Origin of the sequence: Sphaerisporangium viridialbum, assembly GCF_049674955.1 — a bacterium.
Classification (GTDB): Bacteria; Actinomycetota; Actinomycetes; order Streptosporangiales; family Streptosporangiaceae; genus Sphaerisporangium; species Sphaerisporangium viridialbum.
The window spans coordinates 950538-967016 of sequence record NZ_CP187232.1 but is presented as its reverse complement, the minus strand read 5'-3'; the positions used below and the strand labels follow the sequence as shown (position 1 = coordinate 967016).

At 72.8% G+C, this 16479-nt stretch carries 14 protein-coding genes; 4 read left to right on the top strand and 10 right to left on the bottom strand.

The genetic code is table 11. The annotated features are described in order from the left end of the window. Positions 1–80: 80 nt before the first annotated feature. Both recQ and ACOZ38_RS04455 read right to left on the bottom strand, forming a co-directional pair. Positions 81–1919: a DNA helicase RecQ gene (recQ, locus tag ACOZ38_RS04460; protein ID WP_424528935.1), complete on the bottom strand. Its 1839-nt coding sequence runs from the start codon at positions 1917–1919 to the stop codon at positions 81–83. 66 nt (positions 1920–1985) lie between these two features. Continuing rightward, entirely contained in the window at positions 1986–2291 is a 306-nt protein-coding gene (locus ACOZ38_RS04455) for a hypothetical protein (RefSeq protein ID WP_424528934.1), read from the bottom strand. A 475-nt stretch (positions 2292–2766) separates the two neighbouring features. Between ACOZ38_RS04455 and aspS the strand changes: the two genes are divergently transcribed. The 3 genes from aspS to ACOZ38_RS04440 all read left to right on the top strand — a co-directional run bounded on the left by aspS (position 2767) and on the right by ACOZ38_RS04440 (position 6325). After that, positions 2767–4056 carry an aspartate--tRNA(Asn) ligase gene (gene aspS / locus ACOZ38_RS04450; RefSeq protein ID WP_424528933.1) on the top strand — a complete coding sequence of 430 codons (1290 nt, stop codon included), beginning with the start codon at positions 2767–2769 and terminating at the stop codon, positions 4054–4056. A gap of 79 nt (positions 4057–4135) precedes the next feature. Next, positions 4136–5050, top strand: a complete 915-nt coding sequence (locus ACOZ38_RS04445) for an aldose 1-epimerase family protein (RefSeq protein ID WP_424528932.1) — start codon at positions 4136–4138, stop codon at positions 5048–5050. A 156-nt stretch (positions 5051–5206) separates the two neighbouring features. Continuing rightward, positions 5207–6325 (top strand): acetate/propionate family kinase, encoded by a 1119-nt coding sequence (locus ACOZ38_RS04440; RefSeq protein WP_424528931.1) that lies wholly within the window; start codon positions 5207–5209, stop codon positions 6323–6325. On the opposite strand, the gene ACOZ38_RS04435 is transcribed toward ACOZ38_RS04440, so the two are convergent. The 5 genes from ACOZ38_RS04435 to ACOZ38_RS04415 form a co-directional block, all read right to left on the bottom strand. Further along, positions 6318–7595, bottom strand: coding sequence for an NAD(P)/FAD-dependent oxidoreductase (locus tag ACOZ38_RS04435; RefSeq protein ID WP_424528930.1), 1278 nt, complete (start codon positions 7593–7595; stop codon positions 6318–6320). The two genes, ACOZ38_RS04440 and ACOZ38_RS04435, sit on opposite strands and share 8 nt — an antisense overlap. Continuing rightward, the gene (locus ACOZ38_RS04430; RefSeq protein ID WP_424528929.1) at positions 7592–9076 is read right to left on the bottom strand and encodes an NAD(P)/FAD-dependent oxidoreductase; all 1485 of its coding nucleotides are present in this window, start codon (positions 9074–9076) and stop codon (positions 7592–7594) included. The genes ACOZ38_RS04435 and ACOZ38_RS04430 overlap by 4 nt, the downstream gene beginning before the upstream one ends. Then, positions 9073–10560 carry an FGGY family carbohydrate kinase gene (locus ACOZ38_RS04425; protein WP_424528928.1) on the bottom strand — a complete coding sequence of 496 codons (1488 nt, stop codon included), beginning with the start codon at positions 10558–10560 and terminating at the stop codon, positions 9073–9075. The genes ACOZ38_RS04430 and ACOZ38_RS04425 overlap by 4 nt, the downstream gene beginning before the upstream one ends. Then, on the bottom strand, positions 10557–12095 hold the full coding sequence (locus ACOZ38_RS04420) for an amino acid permease (RefSeq protein WP_424528927.1): 1539 nt from the start codon (positions 12093–12095) through the stop codon (positions 10557–10559). Before ACOZ38_RS04420 ends, ACOZ38_RS04425 begins: the two co-directional genes overlap by 4 nt. Positions 12096–12191: 96 nt before the next feature. Further along, the gene (locus ACOZ38_RS04415; RefSeq protein ID WP_405144175.1) at positions 12192–12989 is read right to left on the bottom strand and encodes a DeoR/GlpR family DNA-binding transcription regulator; all 798 of its coding nucleotides are present in this window, start codon (positions 12987–12989) and stop codon (positions 12192–12194) included. A gap of 166 nt (positions 12990–13155) precedes the next feature. On the opposite strand from ACOZ38_RS04415, the gene ACOZ38_RS04410 reads away from it, so the two are divergent. Beyond that, positions 13156–14172, top strand: coding sequence for a zinc-dependent alcohol dehydrogenase family protein (locus ACOZ38_RS04410; RefSeq protein ID WP_424528926.1), 1017 nt, complete (start codon positions 13156–13158; stop codon positions 14170–14172). Positions 14173–14182: 10 nt separating this feature from the next. On the opposite strand, the gene ACOZ38_RS04405 is transcribed toward ACOZ38_RS04410, so the two are convergent. The 3 genes from ACOZ38_RS04405 to ACOZ38_RS04395 form a co-directional block, all read right to left on the bottom strand. Further along, a complete protein-coding gene (locus ACOZ38_RS04405; RefSeq protein WP_424528925.1) occupies positions 14183–15049 on the bottom strand; it encodes an NAD(P)-dependent oxidoreductase in 867 nt (288 codons plus the stop codon). Between the two features lie 35 nt (positions 15050–15084). Next, on the bottom strand, positions 15085–15567 hold the full coding sequence (locus ACOZ38_RS04400; protein WP_405144171.1) for an HIT family protein: 483 nt from the start codon (positions 15565–15567) through the stop codon (positions 15085–15087). Between the two features lie 139 nt (positions 15568–15706). Continuing rightward, positions 15707–16405 carry a glycosyltransferase family 2 protein gene (locus ACOZ38_RS04395; protein WP_424528924.1) on the bottom strand — a complete coding sequence of 233 codons (699 nt, stop codon included), beginning with the start codon at positions 16403–16405 and terminating at the stop codon, positions 15707–15709. Positions 16406–16479 lie beyond the last annotated feature (74 nt).

Here is a 16479-nt window from a genome sequence, read left to right as displayed (position 1 = left end):
CCTTTCCCGGCGACCGGATCGAAGGAGAGGCGGAAAGTCTCCGCTCCACCGATGAGTGCGCGCCAAGGACGTCGTTCCGCTCAGGCGGCGAGGGTGTCCAGGATCTGCTGGCCGTACTTCGCCAGTTTGTTCTCGCCGACGCCGCTCACCTTGCCCAGCTCGGCCAGGGACGACGGCGACCCGGTCGCGATCTCGCGCAGGGTCGCGTCGTGGAAGATGACGTAGGCGGGCACGCCCTGCTCCTTGGCGGTGGCGGCCCGCCAGGCGCGGAGCCGTTCGAAGACCGGCACGGCCTCCTCCGGCAGCTCGGCGGCGGGGGCCGTGCGACGGGTCTTGGCGGCCCCTGGAAGCTTGGCCGGGCGCTCGGGCTCGCGGCGCAGCGGCACCTCGCGCCGCCGGGCCAGCACCTCGCCGCTCGCCTCGGTGAGCACCAGCGTGCCGTAGTCGCCCTCGACCCCGAGGAGGCCCTGGGCCAGGAGCTGGCGCACCACGCCGCGCCACTCGACCTCGCTCAGCTCGGTGCCGATGCCGAACACGGTGAGCGAGTCGTGATCGAACTGGACGACCTTGGGGGTTCTCTTCCCGAGCAGGATGTCGATGATCTGGCCCGCGCCGAACTTCTGGCGCCGCTCGCGCGCGAGGCGGACCACGGTGGACAGGAGCTTCTGGGCGGCGATCGTGCCGTCCCACGACTCCGGCGGCGACAGGCAGGTGTCGCAGTTGCCGCAGGTGGCGCTCTGCTGGCCGAAGTACGCGAGAAGCCGCACGCGGCGGCACTCGACCGTCTCGCAGAGGGCGAGCATGGCATCGAGGTGGCCACCGAGGCGGCGGCGGTGGGCGTCGTCGCCCTCGGAGGTGTCGATCATCTTGCGCTGCTGCACGACATCCTGGAGGCCGTAGGCCAGCCAGGCCGTGGAGGGCAGGCCGTCGCGCCCGGCACGGCCGGTCTCCTGGTAGTAGCCCTCGATGGACTTGGGCAGGTCGAGGTGGGCGACGAAGCGCACGTCGGGCTTGTCGATGCCCATGCCGAAGGCGATGGTCGCGACCATGACGATGCCGTCCTCGCGCAGGAAGCGCGCCTGGTTGGCCGCGCGGGTGCGGGCGTCGAGCCCCGCGTGGTACGGCAGCGCGGGGATGCCGTTGCCGACCAGGAACTCGGCGGTCTTGTCGACCGAGGCCCGCGACAGGCAGTAGACGATGCCCGCCTCGCCGGGGTGCTCGTCGCGCAGGAGCTTGATCAGCTGGCGCCTGGGCTCGCTCTTGGGGGCGATGCGGTACTGGATGTTGGGGCGGTCGAAGCTCGCCACGAAATGGCGTGCCTCCCGCAGGTTGAGCCGGGCGGCGATCTCGGCGTGGGTGGCCTCGGTGGCGGTGGCGGTGAGCGCGATGCGGGGGACGTCGGGCCAGCGCTCGTGCAGCATGGAGAGGGCCAGGTAGTCGGGCCGGAAGTCGTGCCCCCACTGGGCCACGCAGTGGGCCTCGTCGATCGCGAACAGGGAGATCGCGCCCCGGTCGAGCAGCCGCAGCGTGGAGTCGACGCGCAGGCGCTCGGGGGCGAGGTAGAGCAGGTCGAGCTCGCCCGCCAGGAAGGCGGACTCGACCCGCCGCCGCTCGTCGCCGTCCTGCGTGGAGTTGAGGAAGCCCGCGCGCACGCCGAGGGCCGTGAGGGCGTGGACCTGGTCCTGCATGAGGGCGATCAGGGGTGAGACGACGACGCCCACGCCCTCGCGCACGAGCGCGGGGATCTGGTAGCACAGTGACTTGCCGCCGCCCGTCGGCATGAGCACGAGCGCGTCACGGCCCGAGACGACGTGCTCGATGATCTCCTGCTGGCCTTCGCGGAACGACTTGTAGCCGAAGACGCGGTTGAGCACGCGCAGGGCGTCGCTCGCCTCGGGGCCGCTGTCGGGAGAGGTCACCGCGTCAGTCTACGAGGATCCGCCGGCCGTGAAGGGCGGCACGAGACGCCTGTGGACAAGGGGTCTTCAGGCCTGGAAGACCCTTCCGCTGATGTAGTCGGCGAGCACCAGCGCCGCGCCCTCGGCGTCGGCCACCGGGTGACGCTTCTCGGCGGACTGCCAGGAGTAGTAGGCACCGCCGTACCCCACGAAGACCCACAGCGGCAGGCCCACGTCCGGGCGGTGCACGAGCAGCGCGGGCATGCTCGCCCGAAGGTCGGCGTCCACGCCGAGACCGGTCAGATGGTCACGCAGCCGCAGCAGTTTGGTCCCCTCGTCGGTGACCTCGGAAGTGATGCCGCCGGCCGCCTCCTTGACGATGATCGCGTCCATGTCGTTCCTTCCCCGCATTTTTCCTAATTCAAGACAAACACCGCATCTCGCTCAGGAAGACCCCACAGCCGCCCCTCACCCGAATCGCACCCTCCCCCTAAGCGGTGATTCATCCGGAAATATCACCATCCGTTCCTTTAATCGCATTCGTCACAAGGCTCCGCCAGGTCTCATGAGCCCGAGCCGAGCAGCGAGATAGGATTCGGCACAACACGACGACGGAGACAATTAGCTCCGGGGTCGCGCGAGTCCAGAGAGCCGCCGGAAGCTGTGAAGGCGGTCTCGCGTCCCGGTGTGAAGACCCTCCCGAGTGCGGGGAGGAACGGCGAAGACCGCCCAATGCCCCGCCGGCCGGCCCCCGTCACCGGGCCGCACGAGGCCGCCGCCGAGGCGGCGGCGAAAGCGCGGTGGCACCGGGAGTTCCCTTCTCCCCCGCGCTCCCAAGGGATCGCTCATATTCCTCAAGGAGTGTGAAATGATCTCCCGAGTTCTCGCCGCCGACCTGCCCGGGCACGTCGGCCGCCGCGTCCGCCTCGCCGGCTGGCTGCACCGCCGCCGCGACCTCAAATCCGTGTCCTTCCTCGTGCTGCGCGACCGCTCCGGGCTCGCGCAGGTGGTTCTGCGCGAACCGCTCGCGCACCTGGCCGAGGAGACCGTCATCGAGGTCACGGGAACCGTCGCCGCGAACGGGCAGGCCCCGGGCGGCGCCGAGCTGGTCGGCCCGGTGGTCGAGGTGCTCTCGGCCCCGGTCGAGCCGCCGCCGTTCGACCTGTACAGGCCCGTCGTCGGCGGCACCCTGCCCACGATCCTCGACCACGCCCCGGTGGCGCTGCGGCACCCGCGCCTCCGGGCGCCGTTCGAGATCGCCGCCGCGGGGGTGGCGGGGTTCCGCGCCACGCTCGACGGGCTCGGCTTCGTCGAGACGTCCACGCCCAAGATCGTGGCCTCGGCGACGGAGTCGGGCGCCAACGTGTTCGGCATCGACTACTTCGGCAAGCCGGCCTTCCTCGCCCAGTCGCCGCAATTCTTCAAGCAGGCGCTGGTCGGGGTGTTCGAGCGGGTGTACGAGGTGGGGCCGGTCTTCCGGGCCGAGCCGCACGACACGGCGAGGCACCTGGCCCAGTACACGAGCCTGGACGCCGAGCTCGGTTTCGTCGAGGACCACCGCGACGTCATGGCCGTGCTCACCAGGGCCATCGCCGGCATGCACGCGGCCGTCGCGGAACGGGCGGCGACGGCAGCCGCCCTGCTGGAGATCGACGTCCCGCACGTGCCGGAGGAGATACCGGCGATCCACTTCGCCGACGCGCAGGAGCTCCTGGCCCGGCACACCGGGGAGGACCCGCGCGGCGAGCCGGACCTCGCCCCCTCCCACGAGCGCCGGCTCGGCGAGTGGGCTCTGCGCGAGCACGGCTCGGAGTTCCTGTTCGTCACGGGATACCCCATGGTCAAGCGCCCGTTCTACACCCATCCCGACCCGGCGAGACCCGAGTACTCCCGCAGCTTCGACCTGCTCTTCCGTGGCCTGGAGCTGGTCACGGGAGGCCAGCGGCTGCACCGTCACGCCGACTATCTCGCCGCGCTGGCCGCCAGGGGCGAGGACCCGAAGGCCTACGAGGGCTACCTGGCGGCCTTCGCACACGGCATGCCGCCCCACGGCGGCTTCGCGATCGGGCTGGAACGCTGGACCTCACGCCTGACGGGCGCCGCGAACGTCCGCCAGACCACCCTGTTCCCGCGCGACCTGCACCGCCTGAGCCCCTGACCGCATGACGACGGCCTCCCGGCACCGTGGCGGTGCCGGGAGCCGTCGGACATCTGGGGCAATGGTGTTCAATTGCCTGGTGACGACCATCGCGCCTACCGGGGCCCAGCACACCATCGAGGCCGGCGGCTTCCAGGCCGTCGTCACCGAGGTCGGAGCGGGCCTGCGGAGCCTGACCCACGAGGGCCGGCCGCTCGTCCTCGGCTACCCCGAGCACCACGCGCCGTTCGGGTCGGCGGGGCTGCCCCTGATCCCGTGGCCGAACCGCATCAAGGACGGCCGGTACGAGTTCGACGGCGAGGAGCGGCAGCTCGCGCTGACCGAACCGAAGACGGGCAACGCCGCGCACGGCTTCTCGCGGTCGTTCCCGTGGCGGCTGTTGTCACGCGAGGACGGGTCGGTGACGCTCGGGCTGCGGCTGTTCCCGCAGATCGGCTACCCCCACATCCTCGACCTCACCATCGCCTACACGCTGGGCCCCTCGGGGCTCACGGTCGAGACGACCGCGCGGAACTCCGGGGACACCGCCGCGCCGTACGGCTTCGGCGCCCATCCGTACCTCACGCTCGGGGAGCCCGTCGACGGCGCCGTGCTGGAACTTCCCGCGAGCCGGTGGCTTCCGGTCGACGAGCGCAAGATCCCCGTCGGCAGGCGCGACGTCGAGGGCACCGAGTACGACTTCCGGACCGCGCGCCCGATCGGCGAGACGGTACTCGACACCGCGTTCACCGGCCTGGCGCGCGGCGCCGACGGGCTCGTCCGCGTCAGGCTCACCACCGGGGACGGCACCCGGGGCGTCGAGCTGTGGGGGGCCGAGGGCATCGGCTGGCTCCAGCTCTACACCGGCGACACCCTCGCCAAGGAGCACCGCCGCGAGGGCCTCGCGGTGGAGCCGATGAGCTGCCCGCCCAACGCCTTCCGCACCGGGGAGGACGTCGTCCGCCTCGCCCCCGGAGACGAGGTCGCCCACCGGTGGGGCATCGGCCCGACCTAGCCCGAGAGCCGGCTCGCCCAGCGCGCTGATCTTCCCGCCGCCGTCGGACCAGGCCACGACGTCCTCGGCCAACATGCGCTCCAGCCCTGCCCCAGGTGGTGTGGTGGTCGGCGCATCGCTGCCTCGTGTGCGCGATTCAAACCCGTGGGGCTGGGGATGGCTCGGACCGTGTCTCGTGTCGCGCTGACCGTCAACGCAGGGTCCTCCAGCCTGCGGCTCGACCTGGTCCGCGACGGCGAGGTGCTCCACGAGCTGTACGTCGAACGGCAGGCCCCCGACCCCTCCGCCATCGACGACACCATCGACGGTTTCCTGCGGGAGGCTCCCCCGTGCGAGATCGCCGTGGCGGGCCACCGGCTGGTCCACGGCGGCGACGCCGTGCGCGCGCCCACAGTGGTGGACGACGGCGTGCTCGCGGCGGTGCGGCGGTTCGCCGACCTGGCGCCCCTGCACGTGCCGCCCGCGCTGGCGCTGGTCGAGGCCGCCCGGCGCAGGCTGCCCGGCATCCCGCACGTGCTGTGCCCGGACACCGCCTTCCACGCGGGCATGCCCGAGGTCGCCGCGACGTACGCGCTGCCCGCCGAGTGGCGGAGCAGGTACGGGCTGCGCCGGTACGGCTTCCACGGCCTGTCGTACGCCTGGGCGCTCCAGCGGGCGGCGGGGCTACTCGGGCGCCAGGCCGGGACGTTGCGCCTGGTCCTCGCCCACCTGGGCGGCGGGTCGTCGGTGTGCGCGGCGCGCGACGGCGGCGGCGTGGACACCTCGATGGGCTTCACGCCCTTGGAGGGGGTGCCGATGAGCACCCGGTCCGGGAGCGTCGACCCCGGCATGCTGCTGTGGCTGCTGTCCGGCTCGCGGCTCACGCTGGACGAGCTGAGCGACGGGCTGGAGCACAGGTCGGGGCTGCTCGGGCTGTCGGACGGCAGGTCGGGCGACACGCGCGACCTGGTGGCGTCCGGTGACCCGGCGTCGGCGCTGGCCCTCGCGGTGTTCGCGCACCGGGTGGCCCGCGAGATGGCCGCCGCCGCGACCAGCCTCGACCGGCTGGACGGGCTGGTGTTCACCGGCGAGATCGGCTGGGACCAGCCGGAGGTCCGCCACGACGTGTGCCGGAGGCTGGGGCTGCTCGGCATCGCGCCGCCTGCCCGTGAGCACGTGGACGACGACATGGTCGTCAGCGCGCCGGACGCCGCCGTCCCCGTGCTCGTGATCAGGCCCCGCGAGGAGCTGCAGCTCGCCCGCGAGGCCCTGGCCTTGCTCGCCCTGATCAGGTGACGGTGATCGTGACCGGGCCCCCCTCGGGGTCGACGGCCGTGCGCCATCCGGCCGGGATGTAGATCGGGCGGTTCGGTATGAGCGTGCGGCGCGTGACCTGGCGGTGCAGCGTCCGCCCGTCCTGGACGATCTCGACGGCGGGCCGGGGCACGAACCGCGTCGTCCACAGGACGAACCGGTCACGCGGGGGCGGCGGCCCGCCGGGTCCCACCCGTCCAGGAGCGACCCACTTAAGCGGTTCGCGCACGTGGACCGGCACCCCGGCCGCCTCGGGCACGCCCGAGAGGTACGCGATCACCGATGCCGCGACGTGGCGCCCGTCCAGCGCCACCGCGTCGGCGGTCTCGACCGGGTGCAGCAGGTTGCCTGCCGCGAACACTCCGGGCACCGACGTCCGCAGGGCGGTGTCGACGGACGGCCCCCGGGTGCCCGGGTCGACAGCGAGCCCGCCCCGCCGCGCCAGCTCGTGGTCGGGCACCCAGTCGCCGGTGAACACGATCGTGTCGGCCGCGATCACCTCTGTGCGCCCGTCGGCACGCCGTACCTCGACGCCCTGGAGCCTGCCCCGGCCGATCAGCCGGGTCACCGTGGTCCCGGTGAGCAGGGGGTACCGGTAGCGCACCCCGGCGCCGAGCCTGAACGCCGCGTACGACTGCTGACGAGGCAGGTCGGTCACCATGGCGGCGACCTCGACCCCGGCGTGGTCCAGGGTCATCACGGCGGAGTAGCTGACGTGCTCCGCGCCGATGATCACCGCACGGCGGCCCACGCTCTGCCCGCGCAGGTAGACCGTCTGCTGGAGCATTCCGGTGGTGTACACGCCGGCCGGGCGGGTGCCGGGGACCAGCCGGGCGCTGCGCGGGCGCTCCCGCGCCCCGGTGGCGAGGACGACGGCGCGGGCGGTGATCGCCTCCAGGCCCGAGGGGCTGGTCGTCTCCAGCGTGAGCGGCCCGGCCCACCCGGTGGCCGTCACTCCCGTCCGCACGGTGGCGCCGGAGGCAGCGGCGAGGCCGGTGTAGTACCGCGCGTAGGCGGGGCCGGTCATCAGGCGGTGCAGGTCGCGGATACCGTACCCGGTGTGGTGGGAGTGCCGGGGGATGCCTCCGGCGTGCTCCTCCCTGTCGATCACCTCCACGGGACCGGCGCCGGACCGCGCCAGCTCGGCGGCGGCGGCCAGACCGGCCGGTCCCGCGCCCACGACGAGGACCTCGACGGACCGCTCGCGGCGGGCCGTGGAAGTCGGAACGGGTGTGGTGTCGGGAGTCGTCATGGGCGTGCCCCGCTCGTGTCGGCGTCCGGGCGCGCGTCGCCGGCCGCGCGGGCCTGGGTCCCCGTGGGGCCGGGCCCGGACGGGGGGTGGTCGAACAGCTCCCGCACCTCGGCCCCGCAGTAGAACCCCTGGCACCGGCCGTTCAGCGCGCGGGTCCTGCGGCGCAGGCCGTCCAGCGTTCGCGGCGCGAGGGGGCCCCGCATGGCGTCGCGGATCTCCGCGCGGGTGACCCGCTCGCAGTGGCAGACGATGCGGCCGTACTCGGGGTCGGCGGCGATGAGGTCCGCGCGCTGGTACGGGCGCGGGGACGCCTCGCCGATGTTGGGCATGCGCGGTGGTTCGAGCTCGCGCCGCGGCCCGGCGTCGAGGCCCGACTCCACCAGCAGGCCCATCACGTGCTCGGCGATGGCCAGGGAGGCGGTCAGACCGGTGGACCTGATGCCGCCCACGCAGACATAACGCTGCTCGGGGTGGGAGCGGAGCTGGTAGTCACCGTGCTCGGTGGCCGCGCGCAGCCCCGCGTACACCGCGCTGACCTCCTCGTCGAGCAGCGCGGGCATGATCTTCGCGCCCTTGTCCTTGAGGAACGCCAGCCCGTCGGAGGAGGAACCGGTGTCGGTCTTGTCGTTCAGGTCCTCGGCGGTCGGGCCGAGCATGACGTTCCCGTACACGGTGGGGGCGACCAGCACGCCCTTGCCGCGCGAGGTCGGGACGGGGAGCAGGATGTGGTTCACCAGCGGGCGGGCCAGCTTGTCGAACACGATCAGCTCGCCCCTGCGCGGTGTCACGGTGAACCCGTGGTGCCCGAGCCGCCGGTCGAGCTCGTCGGACCACAGGCCGGCGGCGTTCACCAGGTAGCGGGCGCGCACCACGCCCCGGCTGGTGCGGATCTCGTGCGGGACGTCGCCGCCGCCCGCGACCACCTCGCCGACCCGGGTTTCCAGGCGCAGGTCGACGCCCGCCCGCACGGCCTCGGTGGCGAACGCCAGGGTGGTGGTCCAGGGGCAGATGATGCTCTCCCCCGGCACGTGCAGCGCGCCCAGGGCGCCCGGACCGAGCCGGGGTTCGCGGCGGTAGACCTCGTCCGCGCCGATGACGCGCGTCCGGTCGTACCCGTTGGCCTCGGCCTTGGCCTTCAGCTTCGGAAGGGCCGCGAGCTGCTCGTCGTCCCAGGCGACGAGCAGGGCCCCCAGCGGCTCCACCGGGATGCCGGTCGCGGCCGCGTAGTCCTCCAGCAGTTCGTAGCCACGGCGCACCAGCCGGGACTCAAGGGTGCCGGGCGTCGCGTCGAAGCCGGTGTGCAGGATGGCGGTGTTGGCCTTGGACGTGCCGTCGCCGACGTCGGCGGCGGCGTCGAGGACGGCGATCCGCAGGTCGTGGTGGGCCAGCTCGCGGGCGATCGCGGTGCCCACGACGCCCGCCCCGACGACCACGACGTCATACGCCGCCTGGTCGCCGGGACCCCCCGGGACGTCGTTCACAGGTTCTCCTCCGTCTCGTCCTCCGCGGGCCCGGCGGTGTCCGCGCCGTCCTTGGTGAGCAGCAGCGCGCGCACGGCCGCCGCGTACGCGCCCAGGCGGTCGGCGGCCTCCTCCGCGCCGGCGCGGGGCTCGTAGACGGCCGAGGGCGTGCCCCGCACCGTCGCGCCGGCCGCCGTCAGGCCGGGGTCCAGGCCCATTCTCGCCGCCGCGGCGACGCCGAGCGCGGTCGCGTCGGGTGAGGCGTACACCTCGACCGGGAGCTGGAGCAGGTCGGCCTGGGTCTGCATGAGCACCTTGCTGCGGGTGAGGCCGCCGTCCACGCGAAGGCTGGTCAGCGGGCGCCCGAGGTCGCTCGCCATGGCCCCGGCCAGCTCGACGACCTGCGCGGCGATCCCGTCGCACAGTGCCCGCACCACGTGGGCCGGGGTGGTGTCCAGGCCCAGCCCGGACACCGACGCCCGTACGTCGCCGCGCCATGAGGGGGCCGCCAGGCCCGCGAAGGCCGGGACGAACGTGACGCCTCCCGAGTCGGGCACGCTACCGCCCAGCCGATCGAGGTCTTCCGCCCCGCCGATCACCCCGAGGTCGGTGAGCCAGCGAACCGCGGAGGCGACCGTGTAGACCTGCCCGTCCAGGCAGTACGCCGGCCGTCCCGCGAAGCGCCAGGCCACGCACGCCGCGAGGCCGGCCGAGGAGCGGACGGGGCGCGGGCCCGCGTTGGCGAGCAGGAACGCGCCCGTGCCGTAGGTGCACTTCGCGCTGCCCTCCTCGACGCAGCCCTGGGCGAGCAGTGCCGCCTGCTGGTCGACGAGCAGGCCGGTCAGCGGGACCGGCGCGCCGAAGGCATCGGTCTCCCCGAAGACGCCCGCCGCGTCCACGACGTCGGGCTGCCGCTCGTCGCCGAGCCCGAAGATCTCCAGCGCCTCCCGCGACCACTCGGTGCCGTCGAGGTCGAGCAGCATCGTGCGCGACGCCGTGGAGGCGTCGGTGACGAAGGCACCGGTGAGCCGGTGGACCAGCCAGGAGTCGCTCGTCGTGACGACGCCCTCCCGGGTGAGGTGGCGGCGGAGCCAGGCCATCTTCGGCGCGGCGAAGTAGGGATCGAGCGGCAGCCCGCTGAGCCGGGCGAGGCGCCCGGCCTCGCCCGCGAGCTCGTCGCAGACGGACTGAGCGCGCCGGTCCTGCCAGACGATGGCGTCCGTCAGGGCCTCACCGGTCGCCGGATCCCACGCCAGCACGGTCTCGCCCTGGTTGGCCAGGCCGACGGCCGCGACGGGCTCGCCCGCCGCCGCGACGGCCTCCCGTCCCGCGTCCAGCACCGACCGCAGCAGCTCGCCGGGATCCTGCTCGACCAGGCCCCCGGAGCCGTACCGGGGGCGCACGGCGGCCTCGCCCGAGCCGATGACCCCGCGCTCGGGGCAGACCACCAGCGCCTTGGTTCCCGAGGTGCCCTGGTCGATCGCCAGGATGTTCGCCGAGCTCATCGGCCACCCTCACCGGGCAGTCCGGGCTCGCGCCGCAGGGCGTCCGGCGCCTTCCACAGCATGCCGCCGTAGACCAGCGCGCCCACGACGAGCGTGCCGATCGCGTAGTACTGGGCCTGGCGGAAGTCGGCCGGGCCGATCAGGATGACCAGCTCGTACGCCAGCCACAGCAGCGCGAGGGCGACGACCGGCTTCTCCCATCTGCCGAGGACGAAGTCCCCGGGACGGGCGGGGATGCGGTTGCGGGTGAACCAGTACAGCAGCACCGTACCGGCGTACAGGATCGCGGGCATGAGCGTGGCCGCGCCGAGCAGGTTCGCCAGGGCGTTGGCGTTGCGTCCGAAGCCGATGACGATCGCGGCGCTGAGGCCGCCGGCGAGCAGCGTGGCCCAGATCGGACCGCCGGTGGCGCGCGGCACCCGGGTCAGCACCTTGGCGGCGGGGAGGCGGCCGTCGCGGGCCATGCTGTAGATCAGGCGGCTGTTGGTGACCATGATGACCAGCCCGCAGGCGAAGATCGACACGCAGACGATGACCAGGGCGATCGCCTTGATCATCGGGCCCAGGTTCTGGCCGATGATCGTCGCCACCGGGGCGCTGTCGCCGGTCAGGGCGGGGATGTCGTGGGCGGTCGCCACCAGCACGATCAGGAACAGCATGCCGAGCCCGCCCGCGACCAGGATCGAGCGCACCATGGCGCGGGGCACCACCTGGCGCGGGTTGTGCGTCTCCTCGGCGAGGTTGGACGCGGACTCCCAGCCGACGATCGTGTAGGCGCCGAGCAGGGTGGCCAGCATGAACGGGCCGAGCCAGCCGTAGTAGCCGGCGCCGGCCACCACTCCGGTGGACCCGAGCTGGGACCAGTCGCCCTTGCCGGCGAACAGCGCGGCGGCGAGCAGGGCCAGGGTGAGCCCGACCATGCCGATGACCTCGGCGCCCACGGCCCAGTTGTTGATCTTCGCGGTGATCGGCGTGGACCAGATGATGAGGATCGCCTGGATCACGATGACGAGCAGGGTGACCAGCATCGCCTTGCCTGGGCTGAACTCGATGCCGAACAGCGGCAGCAGCGCGGCCTGGCTGAGCCCGTAGTCCACGGCGACCGTCACGATCGACAGGAACGCGAACGACACCCATCCGAACCACCAGCCCACGCGGGGGTTGGCGAGGCGCGAGGCCCACTGGTACGAGTAGCCGGACAGCGGGATCTTCGAGGAGAGCATGCCGTAGACGAGCGCGACGAAGACCTGACCGATCACGACGATCGGCCAGGTCCAGATGCCGCGCGGGCCGCCCGCGCCGAGCACGAACCCGAACGTGCTGAACAGGCCCGTCGTGATCGAGATGAACGAGAACGCGACCGCGAACGACTCGAACGAGCGCAGCGTGCGGGCGAACTGCTGGGTATAGCCGTACGACGAGACCAGCTCGTCGTCGGTCATGTCCGCCTCGTAGGCCCTTTGGGCGTACGCGGGGGTGCCGGGAACCGGGGACGGCTCAGGCGCTGAAGTGGTGGACGTGTGGTCCTCGGACATGAACACTCCTTGGAGCAAGGTGAAGCGGGAGCGTCGCCTCCGTCTTACGGTGGTCGCGCCGGCGGTTCGGGATCAGCGGGATCAGGGCGGCGGGGGTCAACTGGCGTCGGCCTCCGCCCGTCCGGTGTCGTCAGGTCCGACGAGACGCACACCGGCGGTCGCCAGCGCCTCGGCGAGACCTTCGTCGGGGGTTCCGTCGCTGATCAGGCCGGTGAGCCGATCCAGCGGGCAGACATGCCGCGCCGCGATCACGCCGAGCTTGGTGGCGTCGGCGATCGCGTAGCAGCGGGTGGAGTGGTCGAGCATGACCCGGCGGACGTCCACCTCGTCGGAGTGGTAGTCGGTCAGCCCGGCCGCCGGATGCACCCCGCCCGAGCCGAGGAACGCCAGGTCGGCGTAGTAGTCGGCGAAGAAGGCCACCGTCTGGCCACCGGCCAGCGCGAGGTCTCCCGAGCGGGTGCGCCCGCCGGAGACCAGCACCTCGACGCCGGGCCGGTCGGCCAGCTCCGCGCCCACGGGCAGCGAGTTGGTCAGCACGCGGCCGGTCCAGGTCACCGGGATGGCGCGGGCGATCTCGGCCACGCTGGTCCCGACGTCGAGGATCACGGTGTCGCCCGGGCGGAGCAGGGACACGGCGGCTCTGGCCATGGCCTGCTTGCCCGCGACGTTCAGGGCCCTGCGCTGGGCGTAGCTGTCCTCGACCGCGCGCGGGCGCTCGGCGGGGGTGGCGCCGCCGTGCACGCGCTCCACCAGGCCGTCGCCCTGCAGGCGGAGCAGGTCACGGCGGATGGTCTCTCCGGAGACCGAGAAGAGCTCGGCGAGCTCCTCGGTCTTGACGCTCGGACGAGCGGCCACCTCGGCGGCGATGCGACGACGACGTTCCGCGGGCAGCACCCGGCCTCCTCTTTGTGGAAACATGTGGAATGTTGACTGGAAGTATGGATACACGAGGTAACGCACGTCAAGAGGTGATTTGTCCGGCTTTGGGGCGGGGAAGGCATCAGCGTGTTCGGTGCGGGGCTGTGGAGGGAAGCCGGGACCGGCGTGTGACCATGGGGACATGGCCGAAACGATGACCGCCTGGGTGGTGCGCCACCCGGGCCCGATGGACACCCGGCCACTACAGCGCGTGCGGATGCCGGTGCCGGAGCCCGGCCCCGGAGAGGTGCTCGTCAGGGTCGAGGTGTGCGCCGTCTGCCGCACCGACCTGCACCTGGCCGAGGGCGACCTCCCGCCGAAGCACCCGGGCACCGTGCCGGGACACGAGGTGGTCGGCCGGGTCGCGGCCCGGGGCATCGACGCGAACCGGCTGGATGTCGGCACCAGGGTCGGGGTGGCGTGGCTCCACTTCACCTGCGGCGAGTGCCGCTACTGCCTTCGCGGCGCGGAGAACCTCTGCCCCAACGCCCAGTACACCGGCTGGGACGTCAACGGCGGGTACGCCGAGTACACCACCGCGCTTGAGGACTACGTCTACGAGCTGACGGAGGACCGCCCCGCCGAGCAGCTCGCGCCACTGCTGTGCGCGGGCATCATCGGATACCGCGCCCTGGCGCGGGCCGAGCTGCCGACGCGCGGCCGGTTGGGCATCTACGGCTTCGGGGCCTCGGCCCACCTCATCGCCCAGGTCGCGATCACCCAGGGCGCCACGGTGCACGTGCTGACCCGTTCCGAGAAGGCCCAGGAGCTGGCACTCGACCTGGGAGCGGCCTCGGCGGCCGGCTCGCACGACGCGCCGCCCGAGCCGCTGGACGCCGCCATCCTGTTCGCGCCCGTCGGCGACCTGGTGCCCGTGGCGCTCGACGCCCTCGACCGGGGCGGGACGCTGGCCGTGGCCGGCATCCACCTCACAGACATCCCCGAGCTGAACTACGAACGTCACCTGTTCTACGAGCGCACCCTGCGGAGCGTCACCGCGAACACCCGCAACGACGGCCGCACGTTCCTGAGCATCGCCACGCTCCACCCGCTGGAGGTCACCACGACTCCGTACCCCTTCGACCAGGCGGACCAGGCGCTGGCCGATCTCGCGGCCGACCGGGTGACCGGCGCGGCCGTACTCCACATCGGCGGCTGACCCGCCGGTCTCAGGTGCGGCGCTCCGCGCGGACCAGCTCCACGATCGCGGTGATGTCGGCCTCGCTCCAGCCGCGCTCGGCCGCCTCCTCGTAGCGTCGCTCGACCAGGCGGGCGATGGGCATGGAGAGCCCGGTGGACTCCGCCACCCCGTTGAAGAGCCGCACGTCCTTGGCGCCGAGCCGCGTGGCGAACCAGCCCTTGTGGTCGCCGAAGAGGATGTCGTCGAGGCGGTTGCGAAGGCCGGGCGCCACCGTCGGCCACCGGTGCAGGAGCTCGCGCAACAGCTTCTTGTCGAGCCCGGCGCCCTCGGCCGTGGCCACCGCCTCGGCGACGACGGCGACTCCGGACATCATCAGGTAGTTGTTGAGCAGCTTGAAGGCCGACGCGCTCCCGGGGTCCTCACCGCAGTACCAGTAGACGGAGAAGACCCGCGACCAGATCGGCTCCAGCCGGTCCACGAGCCTGCGGTCGCCGCCCTGCAGGCCGGAGGCCATGCCGTCGAGGACGGTCTGCGGGGCCCCGATGATCGGCGAGGCCACGAACCGCCGTCCTGGCGCCGGCTCCAGGAGCTTGCGAGAGGTCTCCGGGGAGACGGTGCTCATGTCGACCACGATCGGCCCGTCCGGACCTGACCCCAGCTCGGCAAGCCGGCCCATCACGGTGAGCACGGCCTGGTCGTCGGCCAGCGACATCAGCACGGCCTCGGCATCGCGTGCCGCCTCCACCGGCGAGGACGCCTCGGCGGCTCCGGCCTCGACCACCTCGGCGGCCTTCCCCGGCGTGCGGTTCCAGACCCTGACGTCGTAGCCGTGTGAGAGCAGCCTCCTGGCCACCGCCCGGCCCATGTGCCCCATCCCCAGTACGGCTACACGCATCTGCCATCCCCTCCTTACGAGCGGTCGCCGAGTGACTAAGCCGTCGGAGCGCGGTGCGGGAGCATCACCGCGGAGGGCGCCTGGGAGGCGAAGGCCTTCATGGCCTCCCGCAGTGCCCACGCCTCCTGGTTCAGCAGCCGGCGGTCCCGGGGCTCGCAGTCGGCGTCGACGACGACGTTGTCCCCCTCGAAACGCGGGAACACGTGCATGTGGGTGTGGAGGACCTCCTGGAGCGCGGCCTCCCCGTCGCCGAGCAGCACGTTGACGCCTTCACACCGCAGGCCGGAACGGCGGAGCCCCAGCGCCACCCGCTGGGCCACCCGCCACATGTGGGCCCCGATCTGCTCGTCGAGGTCTTCGAGCCCGGTGGCGTGGACCCGCGGTATGACGACCGCGTGCCCCGGGTTCACCGGGTTGCCGTCCATGACCACGATCGTGACGTCGTCCTCGAAGGCCAGGCTGGCTTCGGCCCGGCCCGCGAGGATCTCGCAGTACACGCAAGGGTCGCCTGTGTCCATCCCTCAATGATTCTCTCTCCGTACCGGATCATCCCTGCCGGGGTGGCACAACGCGGTCAGTCCACGTACCGGCGCGCGACCGAGGTCCGCTGCGGTTCCTCCGGCAGGCTCAGCCGCCCGGGCGTGGTCATGGGCGCGGTCATGGGCGGGTCTCGGCCTGGCGCCTGGCCGGCGCGGTGCCCCGCGTGTGGGACGGATGGTGGACGGCCACCACGCCGGGCACGTAGCACCGGTCCCAGCCAAGGGCGGCGAGGTCGTAGGCGAGCAGTTGCTCCTCCCCGGGAAAGAACAGCACGGCGCTGAACCCCCCGGCGTCCAGGAACGCCCGGCGGCGCACCACGGACGCGCAGGCCAGGAAGCCGAGGACGGACGGCCCCGGCTGGGCGGCGTCCTCGGGCAGCGGGGTGGCGGCGAGCGCCGCGTTGATCGGGTCGGGCACGCGTTCGGACCCCACCAGCACGTGCGCCGCGAGCAGGCCGAGACGCGGGTACTCGGCGAAGGTGCGGGCGGCCAGCCGCAGCGCCCCCGGCTCCCACCAGGAGTCGTCGTCGCTGAAGGCGACATACGGCGTCCTCGCCGCCTGCACTCCCACATTGCGGGCGGGCGCTCCGAGGTTGCGGGACAGGCTGATCACGCGGACCTCGGGAAAGCGGTCGCGCACCGCGCCCGGCGTTCCGTCGGACGAGGCGTTGTCGACCACGATCACGGCGGGGCGCTCGGGCAGGGATCGCAGGCGTCCCAGGGTGTGGAGGAACTCCTCGCGGCGGTTCCTCGTGGCGATCACGACGGTGACCGGGACCTCGCCGGTCTCCGCCCCGTCTCCGGTACGCGCGATCACTCGCCCTCACCCCCCGGAAGGGCGAAAGCCCCCCGTGGCGACCCATAACCCCAGCTGAGGTGGGCAAACATCGG

Excerpts from the sequence above, each read along its gene's own strand:
- ACOZ38_RS04455 (WP_424528934.1), bottom strand. The coding sequence starts at position 2,291 with ATGGACGCGATCATCGTCAAGGAGGCGGCCGGCGGCATCACTTCCGAG.
- aspS (WP_424528933.1), top strand. The coding sequence starts at position 2,767 with ATGATCTCCCGAGTTCTCGCCGCCGACCTGCCCGGGCACGTCGGCCGC.
- ACOZ38_RS04440 (WP_424528931.1), top strand. The coding sequence starts at position 5,207 with ATGGCTCGGACCGTGTCTCGTGTCGCGCTGACCGTCAACGCAGGGTCC.
- ACOZ38_RS04435 (WP_424528930.1), bottom strand. The coding sequence starts at position 7,595 with ATGACGACTCCCGACACCACACCCGTTCCGACTTCCACGGCCCGCCGC.
- ACOZ38_RS04425 (WP_424528928.1), bottom strand. The coding sequence starts at position 10,560 with ATGAGCTCGGCGAACATCCTGGCGATCGACCAGGGCACCTCGGGAACC.
- ACOZ38_RS04420 (WP_424528927.1), bottom strand. The coding sequence starts at position 12,095 with ATGTCCGAGGACCACACGTCCACCACTTCAGCGCCTGAGCCGTCCCCG.
- ACOZ38_RS04410 (WP_424528926.1), top strand. The coding sequence starts at position 13,156 with ATGGCCGAAACGATGACCGCCTGGGTGGTGCGCCACCCGGGCCCGATG.
- ACOZ38_RS04405 (WP_424528925.1), bottom strand. The coding sequence starts at position 15,049 with ATGCGTGTAGCCGTACTGGGGATGGGGCACATGGGCCGGGCGGTGGCC.
- ACOZ38_RS04400 (WP_405144171.1), bottom strand. The coding sequence starts at position 15,567 with ATGGACACAGGCGACCCTTGCGTGTACTGCGAGATCCTCGCGGGCCGG.